Here is a 21,913-nt window from a genome sequence, read left to right as displayed (position 1 = left end):
TCGGCCCCCGGTGCCGTTCGCACCACGCGTACGGCACCGGGGGCCTGCCCCGTCACAGGCCGCCGAGGCGCAGTGCCTTGGTGATCTCGCGTGAGGCCTCGCGGGCGTGTGTCGCCGGGGCGCCGCCCGTCAGGACGGCGGTCATGTAGTCCTTGATGGGGTTGTCGGCCTCGACGGCCGCCCAGCGCGGGGAGTTGGGGGTCGCGCGGCCGTTCGCCGCGCCGACCGCCATCGCCGCGACGCCCGCCTCGCCCGCGACGGCGGGGGCCAGCTTCGCCTTGTTGGGCACGTAGTTCATGGTTCTGGCCAGGTCGGTCTGCCACTTCTTGCCCGCCAGCGCCGCGATCACCTCGACGGCGCCCGAGTGGTCGTCGCTGCGCTCGGGCACGACGAGGTCGGAGCCGCCGGTGAAGACCGCGCCGGGCTTGCCCGCCTTCTTGCCGGGGATCGGGAAATAGCCGAGCTTGCCCTTCAGTTCGGGGTTCTTCTCCTCGATGGCCCGCGCCGCGCCGGGCACCGCGATGATCTGGGCGACGTCGCCGCCCGCGAACACCCCGGTCTGCGCCGGGTGTTCCTCGTCCGCGTCGCGCGGCCCCCGGCCGAGCGTCTGGAGGCGCTGGTAGAACGCCATGCCGCGCAGCGCCTCGGCCGTGTGCAGGCTGCCGCGCCAGTCGCCGGAGGACTCCTTGGTCTCCTTGGCGAGGTCGCCGCCCTCGTCCCAGATGAACCCGGCGAGGGTGTACCAGTCCTGGCCCGCGAGATAGATGCCCTGGTTCCCGCCGGTGTTGAGCTTCTGCGTGTCCGCGATCCACTCCTCGCGGGTGCGCGGCGGCCGCGTGATGCCCGCCTTCGCGAAGAGGTCCTTGTTGTAGATGACGACGCGGTTGGCGGCGTACCAGGGGATGCCGTACTGGGCGCCGTTGTGGCGGCCGGGCTCCGCGAGACCCGGCAGCCAGTCGTCCATGCCGAGGTCGCGCGCCGACTCCAGGGTCAGGTCGTACAGGCCGCCCTCGTCGACGTACTGGGCGACCTGGGTGTTGCCGACCTCGATGACGTCGGGCCCGTCGCCGTCCTCCTCCTTGAGCGCCTTCTTCACCTTGGCCCCGATGCCCGTCCACTCCTGGACACGGACGTCCAGGTCGATGTCCTCGTGCTCCTTCTCGAAGTCCTCGGTGAAGCGCTCGACGAACGCGGGGGACGCGCTGCCCCGCATCAGCCAGACGGTGACGGTTGTGCGCTCGTCCCCGCCGGGCAGCACACCGCACCCGGCGAGCAGGACGGCACACGAGAGGGCGAGGGACAGGGGCGTGGCGGCGCGGCGGTGCGGCTTCACGTGGGTCACTTTCTGCCTGCGGACAGGGGAAGGTCAGCCCGACGCGGGGGGTGAGCAGCTGGCTCGAACGGGTATTGGCTGGATTTTGGTATGTACCAATCGCCCGGTCAAGGGGGTACGGGATCCCATACGCCGTCTCGCGCGTCCGCGCGGGCTGGTGCACGGTGGAGTGACGCACTTCGCGACGTCACACCACGGCCGGGAGGAACCCCCTCATGTCGGACCACACCTACCGCGTGACCGAGATCGTCGGCACCTCGCACGAGGGCGTCGACCAGGCGATCCGCAACGGCATCGCGCGGGCCTCGCAGACGCTGCGCTCGCTGGACTGGTTCGAGGTGACCCAGGTGCGGGGGCATATCGAGGACGGGCAGATCCAGCACTATCAGGTGGGGCTGAAGGTGGGGTTCCGGTTGGAGGACGGGGACGTCGGGGTGTAGGCGTCCTGCCGGCGGCGCGGGGCGCGCTTTTGCGCAGTTCCCCGCGCCCCTAACGGCGGGGGCGCGTCCCTTGGCTGCTCAGGTGCGGCCCTCTTTTTCCTGGGCCTCTTTCAGGGTCTCGGAGGTGTGGGCCCAGTCCGCGCGTACCACCGTGAAGCCCGCGCGTACCGCCTCGTCGCAGACCAGTTCGTCGTCGTCCACGAGCATGCGGACCTCCCGCTTGCGGGCCAGGTTCCGCAGGATCTCCAGCTTCGTGCGGCGCGCGGGGCGCCGGTCGTCGTTGCGGCGCATCCAGATGCGGCCGGTCGGCAGGCCCTGGCGTGCCAGCCACTCCTCGGTGTCCGCCCGGCAGCGCTCTGGGCGTCCGGTCAGGTAGACGACCTCGCAGTCCAGCGCGCTCCGCCGTGCCAGGTCGACGCCCTGCGCCAGCGGCGGGTCATGCGGCGCCGCGGCGAAGAAGGCGTCCCAGTCACGGGGCCTGCGCTCCAGGTACCGCTGCCGGTGCGCGGTGTCGGCGAGCGTGCCGTCCAGGTCGAACACGGCCAGAGGTCCGCTGTCGTCGGTCACGGCATCAGCGTAATCAGGCCGACGGGAATCGACGGGAATCATGGCGGCTCCCAGGCGTTGAACCCTGCGTGAGCTCAGTGATCGCGGCAACCCGGTTCTCCGTCCTCGACCGCTCGCGCACCCGTGAGGGGCACGACGGTCCGGCAGCCCTGCGCGACACCGTGCGCCTGGCCCAGGAGGTGGAGGCCCTCGGCTACCACCGCTTCTGGGTCTCGGAGCATCACGGCGTGCCGGGCGTCGCGGGCTCGGCGCCCACGGTCCTCGCCGCGGCCGTCGCGGCGGCCACCCGCACCATCCGCGTCGGCACCGGCGGCGTGATGCTGCCGAACCACCAGTCGCTGGTGGTCGCCGAGCAGTTCGGGGTGTTGGAGTCGCTGTTCCCGGGGCGGATCGACATGGGGCTCGGCCGCTCCGTCGGGTTCACGGACGGGGTGCGCAAGGCGCTGGGGCGCGACAAGGACGATGCGCGGGACTTCGCCGCGCAGCTGACGGAGCTGCTCGGCTGGTTCCGCGGCACCTCGGAGACGGGCGTACGCGCGCGTCCCGCGGAGGGGCTCACCGTGCCGCCGTACGTCCTCGCGGTCGGCGAGGGCGCGACGATCGCGGCCCGGGCGGGGCTCCCGCTGGTCATCGGGGACATCAAGGGCCGCGAGAAGATGCTGCGCGGCATCGACACCTACCGGGACGCTTTCCGGCCCTCGCCCTGGCTGGCCGAGCCGTACGTCATGATCGCGGGCACCGTCGCCGTCGCCGAGACGGAGGAGGAGGCCCGTCGGTTGCTGATACCGGAGGCCTGGTCGATGGCGTACTCGCGGACGCACGGCACGTTCCCGCCGCTGCCGCCGGCCGAGCGCGTGGAGACGCTGACGATGACGGAGAGGGAACGAACCTTCTACGAGTCGGCGCTGAGCGGCCAGCTGCACGGCACCCAGGAGCAGGTCGCCGACGAGCTGGAGCGGGTGATCAAGGAGAGCGGCGCTCAGGAGGTGCTGGTGACGACCAGCACGTACGACCGCGAGGGCCTCCTGGACTCCTTCCGTCGCCTGGCCCGGCTCCGGGGACCCGCCCCGAGCTGAGGACCCGCCCGCGCCGCGGCCGGGATCGGCCCGGGGGTGGCGCGGACGGGTGCGGTACCCCCGTGGCACGGGGGATGGTCCCAGCGGGAGTACCGCGGTCTCAGGTGGTGGCCAGCGCTTCGGTCGGAGGCAGCCGGGCCGCTCGTACGGCCGGATAGAACCCGGCGAGGCCGCCGATGACGAGGGTGGCGCCCACCCCGCCCGCCATCGCCCAGAACGGGACGACGGACGGCCAGCCCTGGTAGGAGGCGTAGCCGCCGGTGACCGCGATGCCGAGCAGGACACCGCCGAGGCCGCCGAGGGCGGAGAGCAGCAGGGCCTCGGCGAGGAACTGGGTGCGGATCTGGCCGCGGGTCGCGCCCTGGGAGCGGCGCAGGCCGATCTCCGAGCGGCGTTCCAGTACGGAGATGACCATCGTGTTGGCCACCCCGACCCCGCCCACGAGCAGGGCCACCCCGCCGAGGCCGAGCAGCAGGCCGCTGAGGGCGTCGTCGGTGGCTTCCTTGGCGGCCAGCGCGTCGGAGGGCCGGGAGACGGTGGTCTCGGTGGGCGACTGCGGGTTGGCGGTGGCGCCGAGGACGCTCTGGACGTCGTCCACGGCCGGTTCCTCGGCGCGGGTGTAGATGGTCGTGGGGTAGCCGTCGAAGCCGAGTTCCGCCTTGGCGGCGGACCAGCCGACCAGGACCGAGGAGTCCAGCGACGGCACGAGTTCGTTGGCGGCGAGGAGGCCGACGACGGTGTACCAGCGCCCGTCGAGCCACACCTTCACGTCCGGTCCCGCCTGGTGCACCCCGAGCTGTTCGGCGGCCTTGGGGCCGAGGACGGCGGCCGGGTAGCGGCTGTTGGCGGCGTTCAGCCAGCGGCCGTCGACGATCTCGGCGCCCACGGACTCCGGCAGGTCGGTCCGGGCGGCGGCGACGGTGAGGCCGCCGGTCTCCTGCTTGGGGGTGTGGTCGTTGCGGTAGACCTTCGCGCCGGTCCTGCCGATGGCGGAGACCGACTCCACGTTCTCCATGTTGCCGATCATCTCGACGGACTCGGCGGGCAGATGGGCCGCGTCGCCCGTGAAGGACTGGCCGGGCGTGACCGTCAGTAGGTTGGTGCCGAGCGCCTGGAGGCGGCGGTTCAGGTCCTCGGTGGACGAGGTGGAGATGCCGACCACGCCGACCATGGCGGCGATGCCGATGGCGATGCCCAGCGCCGACAGGAAGACCCGCATGGGGCGCGAGCGCAGTCCGGAGCCGCCGACGCGCAGGACGTCGGCCGGGTTCATCCGGGCGGGCTTCGGCCGTCGCGACGGCTCGGGGCTCGCGACGCGCGCCGGCTCCCTGGTCGCGTTCGTCGTGCTCATCGCACGGCCTCCTCGGGCACGACGGCCCTTTCGGGCACGAGAGAGCGGGACGGCGCGGGGCCGCCGGAGTCGTGTTCGATACGGCCGTCCTTGACCCGCACCTCGCGGGGCAGCGTCGCGGCGATGTCCCGGTCGTGGGTGATGACGACCACCGTCGTGCCGGCCTCGTGCAGCTCGTGCAGCAACTCGATGACGACCGCGCCGGACCGCGAGTCCAGCGCCCCGGTGGGCTCGTCGGCGAGGAGCAGCGGCGGGTCGCCAAGCACGGCCCGCGCGATGGCCACGCGCTGCTTCTCGCCGCCGGAGAGCTGGTGCGGCTGGTGGTGGAGGCGGTGGCCGAGGCCGACCCGGCGCAGCGCACGCTCGGCGAGGCGGCGCCGCTCGCCGCGCGGCCTGCCGCTGTAGAGCAGCCCATCCGCGACGCTGTCCAGGGCGGGCACCCCGGACGACAGGTGGAACTGCTGGAAGACGAAGCCGATGGTGCCGGCCCGCAGCGCGGACAGTTCGCGGTCGCTCAGGGCGGCGACGTCGTGCCCGTCGATGCGCACCATGCCGGCCGACGGGCGGTCCAGGGTGCCCATGATGTTGAGCATCGTGGACTTGCCCGACCCCGAGGGGCCGACGATGGCGAGGAGCTCACCGCGCCCGATGACCAGGTCGGCGTCGCGCAGGGCGGCGACGTCCCCGTACGTCTTGCACACCCCGGCCAGTTCGACCACGGGGCGGGCCAGGGGCGCCCGCGTGGGATACGAGGTCACTTGGGGACCCCCACGACGGTGCCTTCCTTGATGCCGGTGCCGGAGACCTCGACCCTGCCGTCGGCGAACATGCCGAGCTTGACCGGGCGGTACTCGGTGCTGTCGCCCGTGACGACCTCCAGGGCGTAGCCGCCGCCCTTCCGTGCGACAAGGGCGTTGACGGGCACCACGAGGACGTCCTCGCGGGTCTCGGCCTTCAGGGTGACCTCGACGGCTGCGGCCTGGTAGCGGCCGAGTCCCTTCTGGTCCTTCACCGTCAGCTCCACGGGAAGCGTGGGGTCTTCGTTGCCGCCCGATCCGCCGGACCCGGCATCCGAGTTTCGCCGTTCGCCGCTCCGCGGAGCCGGTCGATCCGTGCTGCCGTTCCGGTTCACCTCGCCCTGCGCTTCGCCCCGAGGTTGCCGTCCGGGGAGTCGACCGTGGTCCTTCCACTCGTGTCGCCCCGGTTGCGCGGGAGCTCGCCGCGAGCGTCCTGGTGGCGCGATGCCGCCGCGGCGACGGCTATCGCGACGACGACGATCAGCGAGGTGCGCAGCGGACGCCGCCGTGCCACTCGTCCGCCCGGTCGCGGTCCCGAGGTCCGGCCGGTCTCGAGGGGCCGCCGTGTCGGGCAGCGCCTCGGCGGTCTTGGTGGCGACGCGCCGGCGCCGGGCCGGAGCGTCGCGCGGACGTCGGTCCTTCCGTTGACGCCGCCACCCGGTGCCGCAGGTCTGCGCGTTGAACTTGGGATCCTGCGGGTCGACGCCCGCGCCGACCAGGTCGATGTTCATGCTCGAACCGTTGATCTCGGGGTCGGGGAACTTGGATACGCCGTTCTCGCGCAGGCACTTCGCCCAGGCCGTGACCTTGGCCGAGTCGAGTGACTCGCCGCCACCGCCGCCTCCGCCGCTTCCGCCGAGCCCCTGGGGCGCCTTGTCCTTGCAGGCCTCCTGCGCCTTCTGGAACGACGCGGAGTCCGGGTCGGCGCCGCCGCCGTCCGGGGTCAGCTTGACGCCGCCGCTGTCCTGCTGCGGGTCCGGGAAGTCGGGCACGCCGTTGCCGCGCATGCATTCCGAGTAGGCGAGGGCCCGGTCGAAGGCGCTCTTCGGTGACGGCTCCTTCTCCGACGAGGCGGCGGAGGAATCACCGGAGCAGCCCGTCAGGGCGGCGCCCGTGACGAGAGCGGAGAGGGCCAGGAGGGCGGGTGCGATGACTCGCCTGGGTGCGGTGACTCGCTTGGGTGCGACGCGTTCGTGCGCGGTCGCTCGCTTGTGGGTGAGGAACATGGTCCACACTTCTACGCGGCGGGCGGTCACACGGCGGACACAAAGCCGGGCGTCCACACAGTGCGCGCATGACCAGCGACTTCACGGCCGGGCATGCCGGACGGCCACGGGCCGGCGGGGACCCGTGGCCGTACCTCTCCATCCGTCCTACGCGTCCTGCGCGTCCCGCGCGTGCAGGGTGATCGCGCCGGTCGGGCACCTCCCCGCGGCGCCGCGCACCGCCCGCTCCGCGTCGGCGGCGGGCAGCGGCACCTTGAGCAGCACCTTGCCGTCGTCCTCCGACTGGTCGAACACCTCGGGCAGGTAGCTCACGCACAGACTGGAACCGGCGCACCGGTCACGGTCCACCCGAATCTCCATCTCCCTCTCCTCTCCCTCTCCCTCGCCCTCTCATCCCGCTCGTACGACGCCGTCGCCTCACCAGGTCACCGGCAGCCGCTCGACTCCGTAGGCGGTCGACAGGACCCTGAACTCGACGTCCTCGGCCGGTATCGCGAGGCGCAGTCCAGGGAAGCGGCGCAGCAACTCCCGGTAGCCGATGCGCAGTTCCATGCGGGCGAGGGCGGCGCCCAGGCAGTGGTGGATGCCGTGGCCGAAGGCGACGTGGGGCACGGGCTCACGGGTGACGTCGAGCCGGTCGGGCCCGTCGGTGAGCGCCGGGTCGCGGTTGGCCAGCGGGATCGAGCAGACGAGGGTGTCGCCCGCCCTGATCCGCTTGCCACCGAGCGTCATGTCCTCCAGCGCGACGCGGGGAGTGGGGGCGTGCGGCACGGACAGGTAGCGCAGCAGTTCCTCGATGCCCCGGTCGAGGGCCCCGGGGTCGTCGCGTACGAGGGCGAGTTGGCCCGGGTTCTCCAGGAGGGCCAGCGCCCCGAGGCCCAGCATTCCGGAGATGTTGTCGAGGCCCGCGAGCATCAACAGGACGCAGATGCCGCGCAGTTCCTTGTCGGTGAACTCGTCGCCGTGGTCGCGCACGAGCATGCCGATGAAGCTCTCGTCGGGGTTCTTGCGCCGGCGGGCCACCATGGCGGCGAGGTAGCGGGTGAACGCCGTGCCCGCGGCTGCCCGCTCCCCTCGCTCCCTGCCGGTCTCCAGGTGGGCGTGGCAGCGGCGCAGGAAGTCGTCGCGGTCGTCGCGCTCCACCCCGATCAGCTCGCACAGCACCGGGCCGGGAATGGCGGACGCGAACAGCTCGACGAGGTCGGCCGGTTGGCCGGCGCGCTCCACTGCGTCCAGCCGCTCGGCGACGATGGCCTCGATGCGGGGTTGGAGTCTGCGCATCCGCCGGAGCGTGAACTCGGGCGTGAGCATCTTCCGCAGCCGGGTGTGCTCGGGCGGGTCGTAGTCCATGAGCAGCCCGATGCCGTCGTCGGGGCGCGGGGCGGCTCTGCCTCCCGCCGCCGGCCGGGCGCCGAAGCGGCTGGTGGAGAACCGCACGTGGTCGCCGAGGACTTGGCGCACCTCGTCGTAGCCGGTGACCAGCCACAGGGGCCGGTCGCCGGTGCCGGGCGCCAGGCTGACCCTGGTGACGGGGCCGCCGTCCGCCAGCCGGCGCAGTTCGGCGGCCGGGTCGAAGCGGGTGCGGCGGGTGTGCAGGGGGACGGGTGTCGGCTCGTGCGGCATGTCGCCCCTCCCCTACCAGGACACCGGGAGTGTCTCCACGGACCGTGCCGTGAAGCGGAGTTCGTCGCGCGGCACGGCGAGCCGCACCTTGGGGAAACGGTGCAGCAGCCGTGAGATGGCGATGCGCAGCTCCATGCGAGCCAGTGACGCGCCCATGCAGTAGTGGAGGCCGTGTCCGAAGGCCATGTGGTGGCTGTTGTCCCGGGTGATGTCGAGGGTGTCCTGCGGCTCTCCGGGCGGCCGTGTTCCGTTGGCCTCCAGCAGTGAACAGGCAACGAACTCCCCGGTCTTGATCACGTGCTCCCCGATGGTCACGTCCTGCGTGGCGGTACGGGGCGAAGCGTGCGGGATGATCGTCACGCTGCGGATCACTTCCTCCACCGCGTGGTCGATCAGCTCGGGGCGTTCGATGAGCAGGGCCAGCTGGTCCGGGTTCTCCAGGAGCCCGACGAGGCCGAGGCCCAGGGTGCCGCCGGTGATCGGGATGAAGGAGGCCAGGAGGGTCGCGGCGGTGCCGGTGAGTTCGGCGTCCGTGAGGTCCTTCCCGTGGTCGCGGATCAGCCGGCCGAGCAGGTCGTCGCCGGGCTTGCGGCGCTTGTGCCGCATGAGTTTGTCCAGGTAGGTGAGGTATGCGGTGCCCGCCATGTCCCGCTGCTCCCGGTCGGGGTTGTCCAGCCGGTTGGTATCGAGGTGCCGGACCAGCTCCGCCTGGTCGTCGCGCGGGATGCCGAGCAGGGCGCAGCCGATCAGGCTGGTGGTCGGCCAGACGAAGTGCCCTACGAGGTCGACCGGTTGCCCGGCGCCTGCCATGGCGTCCAGGCGGTCCTTCACGACGCCCTCGACGAGGGGTTCGAGGGCACGGACCCGCCGGAGCGTGAACTCCCCGGTGAGCATCCTCCGCAGCCGGGTGTGCTCGGGCGGGTCGTACTGGAGGAGGTTGCCGGGCTGGATCAGCCGACGGGACGCCTCGGGGGTCTGCGCGGGCGGCATGGTGCTGAACCTGTCGTCACTGAGGATCGCCCGCACCTCGTCGTAGCCGTTGGCGATCCAGGCACGGTCCGAGGTCCCGGGCACGACGGTCCGGACGAGAGGCGTTTGGTCGGGCTCCTTCAACGGCTTGGGCATGGACGGGCTTCCTTTCCCGCACAGGTCCGCCAGGGCGTGGGGTTCACCAGACCACCGGCAGTACGTCGACTCCGTAATTGGGCGTCCAGGTCCGGTACCGGAGCTGCTCGGCCGGCACGGTGAGCCGCAGGCCGGGGAACCTGCGCAGCAGGGCCGGCAGCGCGATCCGCAGCTCCAGCCTGGACAGCGACGCGCCGAGGCAGTGGTGGATGCCGTGCCCGAAGGCCATGTGGCCGCTGCTGTCACGGGTGATGTCGAGGGTGTCGTGCGGCACGCCGGGCAGCTGGGCGCGGTTGACCGCGAGCAGGGAGCACATCACCACCTCGCCCGTCCTGATCACCTGATCGCCCACGCGTACGTCCTTGAGGGCGTAGCGGGGAATGGAGTTCGGGACGGACGAGACGTAGCGGAGCAGTTCCTCCACCGTGGTCGGAGCCGGCCTCCAGGGCCAGCATGTCCGAGGAAGATGCCAGTCTGACGTCCGATGCGGCGACGAGCGGTGGTCCGTGCGTCGCGGCGCTTGTGTGCGTGTCACGAGCGATATCGCCGCCCGCATCCGCTCCCGCTCACGGGGATCGGTGCGGTGGTCGGTGGCGGCGGCTGAGGTGGAGACGAAGTGGCGTGCCAGGTCGGCCGCGTCGTCGCGGGGCACGCCGAGCAGGGCGCAGCCGACCAGGCCGGGGATGGGCAGGGCGAAGGTGGGCATGAGGTCGGCGGGCGGCCCGGCGAGTTCCAGCGCGTCCAGGCAGTCGTCCACGATCTCCGTCACGAAGGGTTCGAGGCGGCGGATGCGCCGGACGGTGAACTCGGGCACCAGCATCTTCCGCAGCCGGGTGTGCTCGGGCGGGTCGTACCGCAGGAGGTTGCCGATCTCGACGCGCCCCGCGGCACCGTGCATCTGCGTGGGCGGCGGAATCATGCTGAACCTGTGGTCGTCGCTGAGGATCGCCCGCACCTCGTCGAAGCCGGTGGCGAGCCAGTGCCAGCCCGCGAACGCCCCCTGGGCGTCGACCCGGACGAGCGGTGTCCGCGCGCTGATGTCCGCCAGTTCGGGCATGGGTTCTATGCCGTTGCGGCGCGTGTGCGCGGCGGTTTTCAGTCGCTTCGACATTCAGGGGTCCCTTCGTGATCCGTGTTCCGCGGCAGGGGATCGGGCGTTCACTTCTCTCCGGTGTCGTCGGCCGCCAGGAGTTTCGCCGCGAGGATGCTCCCGATGTCCGACGACGGCACGGGCTGGAGCATGGTGTAGTGGCTCGCGGCGATCTCGTGGGATTCGACGTCCCCCGCGACGTAGGGCTGCCAGCTCTCCCGCGCGGCCGACGCGGTCAGTTCCGCGGGCCGGTCCTCGGCCGCGACGAACAGCAGCAGGTCGCCGTGGAAGCGGCGTGGCGTGTGGTGCGGGGTGAGACGGCCGATGTTGTCGATCACGGCTTGCATGTTCGACCTGAGGCTGTCGTCCATGCCGGCGTCCAGGCCCAGCGTCCGGCCGCGCTGCGTCCGTACGGATGCGGATTCCTCGTCCGGGCCGTCGGACCTGCGGCCGAGGTCGGCTCCACCGGATCCTTCGGGGTAGCCGTCAAGCACCGCGAGCAGCCGTACCTGTTCGCCCTGCTCCTCGAAGCGGGTGGCGATCGCGTGGGCGATCAGTCCGCCGAAGGACCAGCCGAGGAGGTGGTACGGGCCGGTGGGCTGGACGGACCTGATCTGCTCGGCGTAGTCGGCCGCCATCTCCTCCACGCTCCGCGGCATGGGCTCCTGTTCGGCGAGTCCGCGCGCCTGCACGCCGTGGACGGGCAGGTCCTGCGGCAGGTGCCGCAGGAGTGCCGCGTAGGCCCAGCTCAGTCCCGTGCCGGTGTGGAGGCAGAACAGCGGGGGCCGGGTGCCCGTCGGGCGCAGCGGCAGCAGGACTTCCAGGTCGCCGTGGTCGGTGCCGGCGCGGCGGGCCGCCCCGGCAGCGTGCTTCCCGTCCGGGCTCCTGCCGCGCAGGGCGAGCAGGCCGCCGGATGTCCACTTCGCGCGTTCGCCGGTGCGGAACATCCGCTCGCCCGCGGCCCCGAAGGGGCAGGCGACGAACCGTTCACCGGTCGGGCCGGGCCCGCCGGCGTACCCCCGTGCCAGTGCGGATCCCGCGACGTACAGGTCGCCGGTGCCGCCCGGCGGGACGGGGCGCAGGAAGTCGTCCAGGACGAAGGCCCGGGTGTTGGCGACCGGGCGTCCCGCGGGGGCCTGTGCGGGGAGGGGTTCGCCGGGCGCGGTCCTGTGGTCGAGCCACGCGCCCGCGGTCTCCGCCGTGCCGTGGACGGCGGCCAGTGCTGTCCGTGGGTGGCGGCCCAGCCAGTCCCGCGTCTCCTGCACGGCTGTCGCCCCGGTGTCGTCCATGACCGTGACGGCGGCGAACGGCGGTTGCCCTGCCTCCGGTTCGGGGACCGTCGGCAGCAGCGCACGGGTGGTGACGAGGTGCCGCGCGTCGTCCGGCCCCGCGGCCTGTGTCATGTCGTCGCCGGGCACCGCGAGTTGGACGCTGCCGCCCTCGCACAGGGCCGAGAGCAGCGGTGTCAGGTACGCGGAGACGGGAGCGCGTACGTCGAGGACGGTCGCCCCGTGCGGCGCCGGCGAGACGCGCGTCCGGTGCGCGACCTGGTCGCGCAGTGTCCGGTGCCCGATGACCGCGCCCGCGACGGAACCGTCGCCGCCGCCCGGCGCCGTGGTGCCGAGGACGAGCGCCGCCTGGCCGGGCAGCGGCAGCCGTCCGCCCGTTCCGCCGCCGGCGTTCGCGCCGCCCGCCGCGGCGGTCTGCGGCTCGTCGAGCATCACGATCGGTACGGTGATGCCGTCGGCCAGGAGCATGGCCAGGGCCCTGTCGCAGATCATGGCCGCCGGGGTGGCCCGGCGCAGGCACGAGGCGATGTCCTCCATGAGCCGGTTCGGGTCGGCGAACAGGCAGGCGGCACCGGACCGGAGCACGCCGAGCGACGCGACGACGAGGTCGGCCGTGGCCGGCAGCGCCACGAGGACCACGTCCTCCGCACCGGTCCCCCGCGCGGCCAGGCGGTCGGCGAGCCGCCGGGCGGCGGCGTCCAGCGCGCCGTGGGTGAGCGTGCCGTGCCGGTCCATGACGGCCACCGCGTCGGGGTGCAGCGCGGCCTGCTCGGCGAGGAGGTCGACGACGGTGCGGTCCGGCACCTCCGTCGCCGTGTCGTTCCAGGCCGCCACCACCTGGTGGCGCTCGGCGGGGTCGAGGAGGACGTCCACCTGGCTCAGGCGCAGCCCCGGTTCGGCCGCGACCTGTGCGAGGACGCGGACGAGCCGCCGCGCGAGCGCGGTGACGGTGGACCGGTCGAACAGCTCGGCCGCGTAGCGGATGGCGCCGTCGATGCCGTCCGGGCGGCTCTCGACCCCGTACCGCTCGGTGAGGCCGATGGCCAGGTCGAGTTCGCTGACCTGTGTCCCCACGGGCAGGCGGGTGGTGCTCAGGCCCGGCAGCGCCGGCGACTCCCAGATCTCGGCGGCGTCGCCGTGGACTTCGAGCAGAACCTGGAACACGGGGTGCCGCGTCGCGGGCGGCTGCGGTGACAGGACCTCCACGAGGCGTGCGAAGGGTACGTCGGTGTTCTGCACCGCCCTTTGGTACGTGTCCCGTGCCCGGCCGAGCAGTTCGCGGAACGTGGGGTCGCCGGAGGCGTCCGTCCGCAGGGCCATCGGGTCGGCGAAGGGGCCCACCAGGCCGTCCAGGTCCCCTTCCTCGTCGCGCAGCGGCAGCACTGTACCGAGGGTGACGTCGGGCCCCGCCCCGAGCCCCGTCAGGAGCAGGGTGAGCGCGGCCTGCAACGCCATGGAGACCGTCGCTCCCTCGCCCTCGGCGACCTCCTTCAGGCGGGCGTGCGTGTCGCTGTCGACGACGAGCGGCACCGAGTCGGTTCGGTGGTTGGCGACAGCCGGCCGTGGCCTGTCGGCGGGCAGGTCCAGCTCCCCCACGCCCGCCAGTACCTTCTTCCAGTGCGCGAACTGCTCGCCGATCAGGCTGTCCGGGTCCTGCTCGTCCCGGAGCATCTCGCGCTCCCAGAGCGCGTAGTCGGCGAACTGGAGGGGCAGCGGGGCGCGTTCGGGGGCCCTGCCCTCACGGCGCGCTCCGTAGGCCGCCGCGAGGTCGCGGACCAGGACGGTCAGTGATCCGTCGTCCGTCGCGATGCGGTGCACCACCAACAGCAGGACGTGCGCGCGGTCGGGGAGCGCGAACAGGCGGCACGTCCACGGCGTCTCCCGGGTGAGGTCGAACTCGTACCCGGCGTGGTCGGCGAGGAGGCCGGGCAGCTCCTCCTCGGTCGCCGGTGTCACCGGCAGCGCGGGCCTGGCCGCGTCCGCGTCGGCGTCCAGGACGCGCTGGTACAGCTCACCGCTCTCGGTGGAGGTGAAGGTCGTACGCAGCATGTCGTGCCGTGCGGCGACGTCGCCGAGGGCCGCCTCCAGTGCCGCGCGGTCCAGTGTGCCGCTGAGGCGCAGCGCGATCGGAGCCCGCCTGACCGGTGAGCCGGGGTGGGCCCGCTCGAGGCGCCAGGTGCGCGTCTGGCTCGCCGTGGCGGGGATCTCGTCGGGGTGGTCGACCGGCCGCAGTTCGGGGAGTTCCTTCGACGTCAGCAGCCTGGCGACGCCGAGCGGGGTGGAGGTGGCGAAAAAGCGCCGCATGCTGAGCTCGATGCCGAACTCCTCGCGGATCCGCGCGGCGAGCCGCATCGCGAGGCCCGAGTCACCGCCCAGGTCGAAGAAGTTGTCGTCGACGCCCACCCGTTCGAGGTCGAGGATCTCGGCGAACAGCGCGCACAGCGTCGCCTGGGTCTCGTTCTCCGGTTCCCGCCCGGACACCCGGCCCGCGAAGTCGGGGACGGGCAGCGCCCTGCGATTGACCTTGCCGTTGCGCGTCAGCGGCAGCTTCGCGAGCGCCACCACCGAGACCGGGACCATGTACGAGGGCAGCGCGCGGGCCAGGTGCTCGCGGATCGCCGCCACATCCGTGTCCTTGGCCTCCGTGGTGCCGGGGACGACGTAGCCGACCAGGCGCCGGTCCCCGGGCCGGTCCTCACGGAGGACGACCACGGCCTGCCGTACCTCCGGGTGGGAGGCGAGCACGGCTTCGATCTCGCCCAGCTCCACGCGGAAGCCGCGGATCTTGACCTGTTCGTCCGCGCGCCCCACGAACAGCAGCTGTCCGTCGGCCGTCCAGCGGGCGAGGTCCCCGGTGCGGTACATCCGCCCGCCCGCACCGAAGGGGCAGGCCACGAACCGCTCGGCGGTGAGGCCGGGGCGTCCGACGTAACCGCGCGCGACACCCGGCCCCGCGATGTACACCTCTCCGGTGACGCCCGGCGGCACGGGGTGGAGGAAGCCGTCCAGGACGTACGTCCCGATGTTGCCCAGCGGCCGGCCGATCGGCGGTGGGCCGTCGCTCGGACCGATCTCCTCGGCCACGGGCCCGGCGGTGGCCATCACGGTGGCCTCGGTGGGGCCGTAGGTGTTCCACACCCGTGCCTGCGGGGTCCAGCGGCTCGCCAGGTCGGCGGTCAGCAGCTCGGCGCCGAGGACCCAGTTGCCGACGCCGGTGACGGTGTCGGGGTCGAGCAGGGTCAGCAGTGACGGCACGACGCTCGCCGTGGTGACACCCGAGGCCCGCATCATCTCGGCCAGCGCCCCCGGCTCGTCCCGCTCCTGCCCGGAGGCGATGACCAGCGTGCCGCCGCCCGCGAGAGTGACCGCCACGTCGAGGACCGCCGCGTCGAAGCTGAACGACGCGAACTGGAGGACGGCCACGCCCTCGGCGACGCCCAGGGCCGGCCGCATCACCTCGGCCAGGTTCGCCACGCCGCCGTGTGCCACGGCCACGCCCTTGGGGCGGCCCGTCGAGCCCGAGGTGTAGATGACGTAGGCGAGTTGGTCCGGGGACAGGGCCGCGTCGGTCGGTTCGGCGGGCTCGGCAGCGAGGGCCCGCGCGGTCTCCACCTGGTCGAGCAGCACCGCCCGCGCCGCTCCCGTCGACAGGCCGTCCAGGCAGTCACCGGAGCCCAGCACCACCTGCGCGCCGCTGTCCGCGATCAGATAGTTCAGCCGGTCCGCCGGGTACTCCGGGTCCAGCGGCACGAAAGCGCCGCCCGCCTTCCACACCGCCAGCTCGCCGACGATCATGTCGGCCCCGCGTGGCAGACACAGACCCACCCGGGACTCACGGCCCACTCCGAGCCCGGCGAGATGGCGGGCCAGCCGGTTCGCCCGGCCCTCCAACTCCCCGTAGGTCAAGGCGTCCTGGCCGCACCGCACCGCCACCGCGTCCGGCGAACGCTCGGCCCGTGCGCGGAACAGCTCGGGTACCAGCGCGTCCGGGACCGCCACCTCCGTGGCGTTCCACCGCTCGGTCACCAGGGACCGCTCGGTCTCGTCCGACAGCTCGATCCGGCCCACGGCGAGTCCCGGGTCCGCCGCCATCTGCCGCAGGACCCGCACCAGGCGGTCGAGCAGGGCTTGGGCGGCCTGTTCCTCGAAGGCGTCCGACCGGTAGGTGAGCCGCATCCGCAGCCCGCCGAGGGGGTCCACCACGAGGCCCAGCGGGTAGTTGATCGACTCGCGCATCGCGGCCTCGGTGATGCTCAGACCGGCCGGCGCGGCTTCGCGGGGGCCCTCGCCGGGCCGGGTGGGCGCGTCCATCCCGGTGGGGAAGCTCTCGAACGCCATGAGGGCGTCGAAGGTCGCTCCCGGCCCCGCGATCCGCTGGATGTCCCCGAGGCTGACGTACTGATGGTCCATCAGGGCGGACTGCCTGGCCTGGAGGTCGGTGAGGACCTCGGCGACGGTCCGCGCCGGTTCGCAGCGCACGCGCACGGGGACGGTGTTGATGAACAGGCCCAGCATGTCCCGCATGCCCGGCAGTTCGGCGGGGCGGCCCGCGACGGACGCGCCGAACACCACGTCCTTGCGTCCCGCCGACTGGCCGACGATCAGCGCCCAGGCGGCCTGGAGCACCGTGTTCAGTGTCACGCCGTGGGTGCGGGTCAGCTCGCCGAGTCCGGCCTCCAGCGTCTCGTCGGCGACGACGAAGACCTCGCCCGAGGTGCCGGACGCCTCGACGGTCGCGCCCGGGGTCACGGGCACCACCAGCGTCGGTTCCTCGGCGCCGGACAGCTCCGCCGCCCACGCTTCCTGTGCCGCCTCCTTGTCCTGGCGGCCGAGCCAGGCCAGGAACTCCGAGTAGGGCGTGACGGCGGGCAGGCCGTCGGCGGTGCCCCCGGCTTCGTAACAGGCCCACAGCTCGCGCCGCAGGACCGGCAACGACCAGCCGTCGAGCACGATGTGATGGAGCGTCACCATCATGCGGTACCGCTCGTGGCCCGTCTTGACGAGCAGCACCTTCAACAGCGGCGGCTTCTCCAGGTCGAAGCCCTTGTCCCGTTCCTCGTTCCCGATGCGGTCCGACTCCTCCCGGGCCGCGTCCTCGTCGAGTTCCGACAGGTCTTCCTCGCGCCACGGCAGGACGGCCCGGTCCATGACGATCTGGACGGCCTGCCCGGACCCCGCCACCTGCCGGAAGCCCACGCGCAGGCTCGCGTGCCGGTCCAGGACCGACTGCCAGGACGCCCGGAGGACCCCGGTGTCCAGCGGCCCTTCGAGGCCGACGATCATCTGCTCCACGTACACGTCCGGACCTTCGTCCGCGAACATCGAGTGGAAGAGCAGGCCTTCCTGGAGCGGCGAGAGCGGCCAGATGTCCGCAAGGCCCGGCGCCGCCTCCGCCAGCTTGTCGACCTGGGGCCCGGTGAGCGTGACCAGGGGGAAGTCGGAGGGCGTGTGGCCGCCGGCGGCGGGGTCGCCGGCGTGGGCGGCCAGACCGGTCAGCATGGCCGCCCAGTCCTCGACCAGCCCGCGCGCCGCCGGCTCGTCGAGGAGGTGTCCGGGCCAGGCGAGGCTCAGGGTGAGCCGTGGCCCCTCGGGCAGGTCGTGTACGACGCCGGCGAGCTCCAGGGGGTGGGCGACCGGCAGGTGTCCGTCCCCGGTGTCGCCCGCCGTCGCGTGGCTCTCGTCCGCCGGGGCGCCGGGGACGCGGCCGAGGTAGGTGAAGCCGAGCCGGGCGGCGGGGAGGGCGGCGAGTTCCTGGGCGGTCTCGTCGTTGAGGTGGCGCAGCAGGCCGTATCCGAGGCCGTCGCCGGGCGCCGCGCGCAGTTGTTCCTTGACCCGCTTCAGGGTGTCGCCCGCGGCGGGGCCGCCGGACAGGATCTCGTCGAGGTCGGCGGTGCCCGCGTCGAGCCGCACCGGGTGCGTGCCGGTGAACCAGCCGACCGTCCGCGACAGGTCCATGCCGTCGGTGAGCGCCACGCGGCCGTGGCCCTCCACGTCCACCAGGAAGCCGCCCGCCGGGTCCCGGCCGTCGCGCCATCGCGCGACCGCGGCGGCGAGTCCGGTCAGGAGCACGTCGTCGACGCCCGCGTGGTAGGCGGCGGGCAAGCCGGTCAGCAGGGCGGAGGTGACCTCGGCCGGCACCGTCACCGACACCCGCCGCACCGTGGCCGCGCCGTCGCGTGCCGGGTCCGCGGGCACCTCGGTCAGCTGTGGGTCGGGGCCCTGGAGCAGCTCGGTCCAGCGCGGGAGTTCCGCGACGCGCTGCGCGCTGTGCGCCTGCTCGGCCAGTGCGCGCGCCCAGTGCCTGAACGACGTGGGGACGGGCTCCAGTTCGGGTTTGCGGCCGACGGCGAGCGCCGCGCAGGCCTGCTCCACATCGGGCAGCAGGATCCGCCAGGACACGGCGTCCATCACGAGGTGGTCGACGACCAGCAGCAGCCGTCCGGGAGTGTCGGGGCCGCGGTCGAACCAGACCACCTGGAGCATGACGCCGGACCGGGGTTCGAGCCGGGCCACCGCCGCCCGGCTCTCCTCGGCGATCGTGCGCGCCAGGCCTTCGGCGTCCGTCGTGGCCGCGTCGACCCGGCGCACCCACGATCCGGCCGGTGCCGTGCCGGGTCCGGAGACGATGAGCCGCCGTTGTGGTTCCGTCGCCAGGCGTGCGCGCAGGATGTCGTGGTGGTCCACCACCGCGCGCACCGCGTCGGCCAGCGTCCCGGACCGCAGTCCGGCCGGGGCCTCGACGACGGCGGACTGCACGACCCGGCCCACGTGGTCGGCGCCGACGCGGTCGAGCAGCTCGTGCATGACCGGGGTCAGGGGCACCTCGCCGGTCCCGGGGTCGCCGGCGCCGGTGGCCGCGCCGTCCGCCGGTACGGCCACCAGCGCCAGGGCGGCCGGGGTCCGGTGTTCGAACACCTGGCGGGCGGTGATCGCGAGGCCCGCGCGGCGGGCACCGGAGACCAGCATCATCGACAGGATCGAGTCGCCGCCGAGGGCGAAGAACGAGTCGTCGGCGCCGACCCGTTCGACGCCGAGCGCCTCGGCGAACAGCCCGCACAGGACCGCTTCGACGGGTGTCCGGGGGTCCCGGCCGCCGTGCGCGGCTCGTTCGGGTGCGGGCAGGGCGGCCCGGTCGAGCTTGCCGTTCACGGTGAGCGGCAGCGCGTCGAGGACGACCACCGTCGAGGGGACCATGTACTCGGGGAGGCGGGTGCCCGCGTAGGCGCGCAGCCCTTCGGTGTCGACGGCGCGGCCTTGCGGGGCGTCCGCGCCGGGCACGACGTAGGCGACCAGGTGCTTGTCGCCGGGCCGGTCCTCGCGGGCGACGACCGCCACCTGGCCCACCGAGGCGTGCCGGGCGAGAACGGCCTCGACCTCGCCCGGCTCCACGCGGAAACCGCGCAGCTTGACCTGTTCGTCGGCCCGTCCGGCGAACATCAGCTGTCCGTCGGCGGTCCATCGGGCGAGGTCACCGGTGCGGTACATCCGCCCGCCCGCGCCGAAGGGGCAGGCCACGAACCGCTCGGCCGTCAGCTCCGGCCGTCCGGTGTAGCCGCGCGCCACACCCGGCCCGGCGACGTACAGCTCGCCGGTCACGCCGGGCGGCACCGGCCGCAGGAAGCCGTCGAGTACGTACGTCCGCATGTTGCCCAGCGGGCGGCCGATCGGCGGCGGCTCGTCCCGCGGTCCGGTCTCCTCGGCCACCGGTCCGGCGGTCGCCATCACGGTGGCCTCGGTGGGGCCGTAGGTGTTCCACACCCGCGCCCGCGGGGTCCAGCGGCTCGCCAGGCCGGCGGTCAGCAGTTCGCCGCCGAGCACCCAGTTCCGTACGCCGGGCACGTCGTCCGGGTCCAGGACGCGCAGGACCGACGGTACGACGCTGGCCGCCTCGACGCCCGCCTCGCGGATCATCGCGGTGAGTGCGTCCGGCTCGGTGCGTTCCTCGGCCGACGCGATGGCCAGGGTGGCGCCGGCGGCCAGGGTGACCGCCACGTCGAGCACGGACCCGTCGAAGCCGAACGACGCGAACTGGAGCATGACCACACTCGCGCCGAGGCCCAGGGCGGGGCGCATCGCCTCGGCCAGGTTCACCAGGCCGTGGTGGGCGAGGGCCACGCCCTTGGGGCGGCCGGTCGACCCGGAGGTGTAGATGACGTAGGCGAGCTGGTCGGGCAGGAGGGGCAGGGCCGGCGGCTCGGCGGGCTCCGCGGCGATCGTCCGTAGGGTGTCCGCGTCGTCGAGGCGCACGACGTGTCCGGTCCCGGCGGGCGGCTCACCGGCGCACAGCAGCACCCGGGCGCCGCTGTCGGCCACCATGAACGCGAGCCGGTCCGCCGGGTGTTCCGGGTCGAGCGGGACGAACGCGCCGCCCGCCTTCCACACCGCGAGCTGCGCCACGATCATCTCGGTCCCACGCGGCAGGCACAGGGCGACCCGGTCCTCCCGGCCGACGCCCAGACCGCTCAGGTGCCGGGCGAGCCGGTTGGCCCGGCGCTCCAGTTCCCCGTACGACACCTCGTCCGCGCCGCACCGCAGCGCCACGGCGTCCGGCGAGCGGGCCGCCCACTCCTCGAACGCCTCCATGACGGAACCCGCAGCCACCGGCCGCTCCGTCGCGTTCCACCGCTCCACGACGGCCGAGCGCTCGGCCCGCTCCAGTACGTCGATGTCGCCGACGCGGGCGGAGGGGTCGGCCGCGATCCGTTCCAGGACGCGTGCGAACCGCTGGACGATCGACTCGGCGGCGGCGCGGTCGAACAGGTCCGGACGGTGGTCGAGCTTGAACCGCATCCGGTCGCCGCCGGGGACCGCGACGAGCGTGAGCGGATAGTGCGAGGCGTCGCGCGCCGCGCCCGCCGGGCTGAGCGTCACGGCGTCGGGGCCGGGGACGGGGCCGGCGGGCGGCAGCGGGTAGTTCTCGTACAGCACGAGGGTGTCGAAGACGGCCGCGGCGCCCGCGAGCTTCTGGACCTCGGCCAAGCCGACGTGCTGATGGGGTATCAGCGCGGACTGGCGCTCCTGGAGCCGCGCCAGCATCTCCACGGCCGGCTGCGCGCCGTCGAGCGGTACGCGGACGGGCAGGGTGTTGATGAAGAGGCCGACCATGGACTCCACGCCCGGCAGCTCTGCGGGGCGCCCCGCCACGGTCGCACCGAACACCACGTCCGTACGGCCCGCGAGGCGCGCGAGGACCAGCGCCCACGCGCCCTGCACGACCGTGTTCAGCGTCAGGCCCTCGCCGCGCGCCAACTCGTCGAGTGATGCGGTCAGTTCAGGCGATAGGGAGGTGTGCACCTGCTCAGGCAGGCATGGGGCGCGGCCCGGGTCCGCCGGTGCCACGAGGGTCGGGCCGTCGGCCCCGGCCAGCTCCGCCCGCCACGCGGCCGATGCCGCCTCCTTGTCCTGACGGCCCAGCCAGGCCACGTACTCGCCGTAGGGTGCCACCCGCTGGAGCGCGGAGGTGTCGCCCCCCGCCGCGTACGTCGCCGACAGCTCGCCCAGCAGCACCGGCATCGACCAGCCGTCCAGCAGGATGTGATGGAGCGTCATGACGAGGCGGTGCCGGTGCTCGCCGCGCCTGATCAGCAGGAGCCGCAGCAGCGGCGGGACCGCGAGGTCGAAGCGCTCCGCCCGCTGCTGTGCCGCGAGCCGCTCGGTCTCCGCCAATGCCTCGGCGTCCGTGAGCCCGGAGACGTCCGCCTCCCGCCAGGGCAGTGCGACCTCGCGCGGGATGACCTGCACCATGTGCGCGCCGGTGACCGGCCTGAAGCAGGCCCGCAGCGCGGCGTGCCGGGTCAGCAGGGCCTCCCACGACGCCCGCAGCCGATCCGTGTCCAGGGGGCCGTTGACGTCCACCGCCGACTGCACGGTGTAGACGTCCGGGCCCTGGTCGTCGTAGGAGGCGTGGAACAGCATCCCTTCCTGCAAGGGCGAGAGGGGCCACACGTCCTCGACGAGGGATCGCTTGCGGGGCTGGGGTCGGGTCATCGTGCTGTC

At 73.3% G+C, this 21,913-nt stretch carries 12 protein-coding genes; 2 read left to right on the top strand and 10 right to left on the bottom strand.

From position 1 onward, the window contains the following. Positions 1 to 52: 52 nt before the first annotated feature. On the bottom strand, positions 53 to 1,333 hold the full coding sequence (locus tag KKZ08_RS35915; protein WP_223778416.1) for an extracellular solute-binding protein: 1,281 nt from the start codon (positions 1,331 to 1,333) through the stop codon (positions 53 to 55). Between the two features lie 215 nt (positions 1,334 to 1,548). Between KKZ08_RS35915 and KKZ08_RS35910 the strand changes: the two genes are divergently transcribed. Then, on the top strand, positions 1,549 to 1,773 hold the full coding sequence (locus tag KKZ08_RS35910) for a dodecin (protein ID WP_223778415.1): 225 nt from the start codon (positions 1,549 to 1,551) through the stop codon (positions 1,771 to 1,773). Positions 1,774 to 1,851: 78 nt separating this feature from the next. On the opposite strand, the gene KKZ08_RS35905 is transcribed toward KKZ08_RS35910, so the two are convergent. After that, on the bottom strand, positions 1,852 to 2,340 hold the full coding sequence (locus tag KKZ08_RS35905) for an HAD family acid phosphatase (protein WP_223778414.1): 489 nt from the start codon (positions 2,338 to 2,340) through the stop codon (positions 1,852 to 1,854). Between the two features lie 68 nt (positions 2,341 to 2,408). On the opposite strand from KKZ08_RS35905, the gene KKZ08_RS35900 reads away from it, so the two are divergent. Beyond that, complete coding sequence (locus KKZ08_RS35900) at positions 2,409 to 3,416, top strand: LLM class flavin-dependent oxidoreductase (RefSeq protein WP_223778413.1); 1,008 nt, start codon at positions 2,409 to 2,411, stop codon at positions 3,414 to 3,416. A 100-nt stretch (positions 3,417 to 3,516) separates the two neighbouring features. Here KKZ08_RS35900 and KKZ08_RS35895 read toward each other — a convergent pair whose 3' ends face one another. The 8 genes from KKZ08_RS35895 to KKZ08_RS35860 all read right to left on the bottom strand — a co-directional run bounded on the left by KKZ08_RS35895 (position 3,517) and on the right by KKZ08_RS35860 (position 21,904). Next, positions 3,517 to 4,767 (bottom strand): ABC transporter permease, encoded by a 1,251-nt coding sequence (locus KKZ08_RS35895; RefSeq protein WP_223778412.1) that lies wholly within the window; start codon positions 4,765 to 4,767, stop codon positions 3,517 to 3,519. Next, positions 4,764 to 5,525: an ABC transporter ATP-binding protein gene (locus KKZ08_RS35890; protein WP_223778411.1), complete on the bottom strand. Its 762-nt coding sequence runs from the start codon at positions 5,523 to 5,525 to the stop codon at positions 4,764 to 4,766. The genes KKZ08_RS35895 and KKZ08_RS35890 overlap by 4 nt, the downstream gene beginning before the upstream one ends. Beyond that, positions 5,522 to 6,790 (bottom strand): efflux RND transporter periplasmic adaptor subunit, encoded by a 1,269-nt coding sequence (locus KKZ08_RS35885; protein ID WP_223778410.1) that lies wholly within the window; start codon positions 6,788 to 6,790, stop codon positions 5,522 to 5,524. The genes KKZ08_RS35890 and KKZ08_RS35885 overlap by 4 nt, the downstream gene beginning before the upstream one ends. A gap of 147 nt (positions 6,791 to 6,937) precedes the next feature. After that, on the bottom strand, positions 6,938 to 7,150 hold the full coding sequence (locus tag KKZ08_RS35880; RefSeq protein ID WP_223778409.1) for a ferredoxin: 213 nt from the start codon (positions 7,148 to 7,150) through the stop codon (positions 6,938 to 6,940). A gap of 57 nt (positions 7,151 to 7,207) precedes the next feature. Next, positions 7,208 to 8,413, bottom strand: a complete 1,206-nt coding sequence (locus tag KKZ08_RS35875; RefSeq protein WP_223778408.1) for a cytochrome P450 — start codon at positions 8,411 to 8,413, stop codon at positions 7,208 to 7,210. A gap of 12 nt (positions 8,414 to 8,425) precedes the next feature. Continuing rightward, positions 8,426 to 9,538 (bottom strand): cytochrome P450, encoded by a 1,113-nt coding sequence (locus tag KKZ08_RS35870; RefSeq protein ID WP_223778407.1) that lies wholly within the window; start codon positions 9,536 to 9,538, stop codon positions 8,426 to 8,428. A gap of 43 nt (positions 9,539 to 9,581) precedes the next feature. After that, positions 9,582 to 10,649: a cytochrome P450 gene (locus KKZ08_RS35865; protein ID WP_223778406.1), complete on the bottom strand. Its 1,068-nt coding sequence runs from the start codon at positions 10,647 to 10,649 to the stop codon at positions 9,582 to 9,584. A gap of 47 nt (positions 10,650 to 10,696) precedes the next feature. Beyond that, positions 10,697 to 21,904 carry a non-ribosomal peptide synthetase gene (locus tag KKZ08_RS35860; RefSeq protein WP_223778405.1) on the bottom strand — a complete coding sequence of 3,736 codons (11,208 nt, stop codon included), beginning with the start codon at positions 21,902 to 21,904 and terminating at the stop codon, positions 10,697 to 10,699. Between the last annotated feature and the right edge of the window lie 9 nt (positions 21,905 to 21,913).

Origin of the sequence: Streptomyces sp. 135, from assembly GCF_020026305.1 — a bacterium.
Classification (GTDB): domain Bacteria; phylum Actinomycetota; class Actinomycetes; order Streptomycetales; family Streptomycetaceae; genus Streptomyces.
Note: the sequence above shows the minus strand (reverse complement) of the source record. Positions and strands in the feature narration are given on the sequence as shown.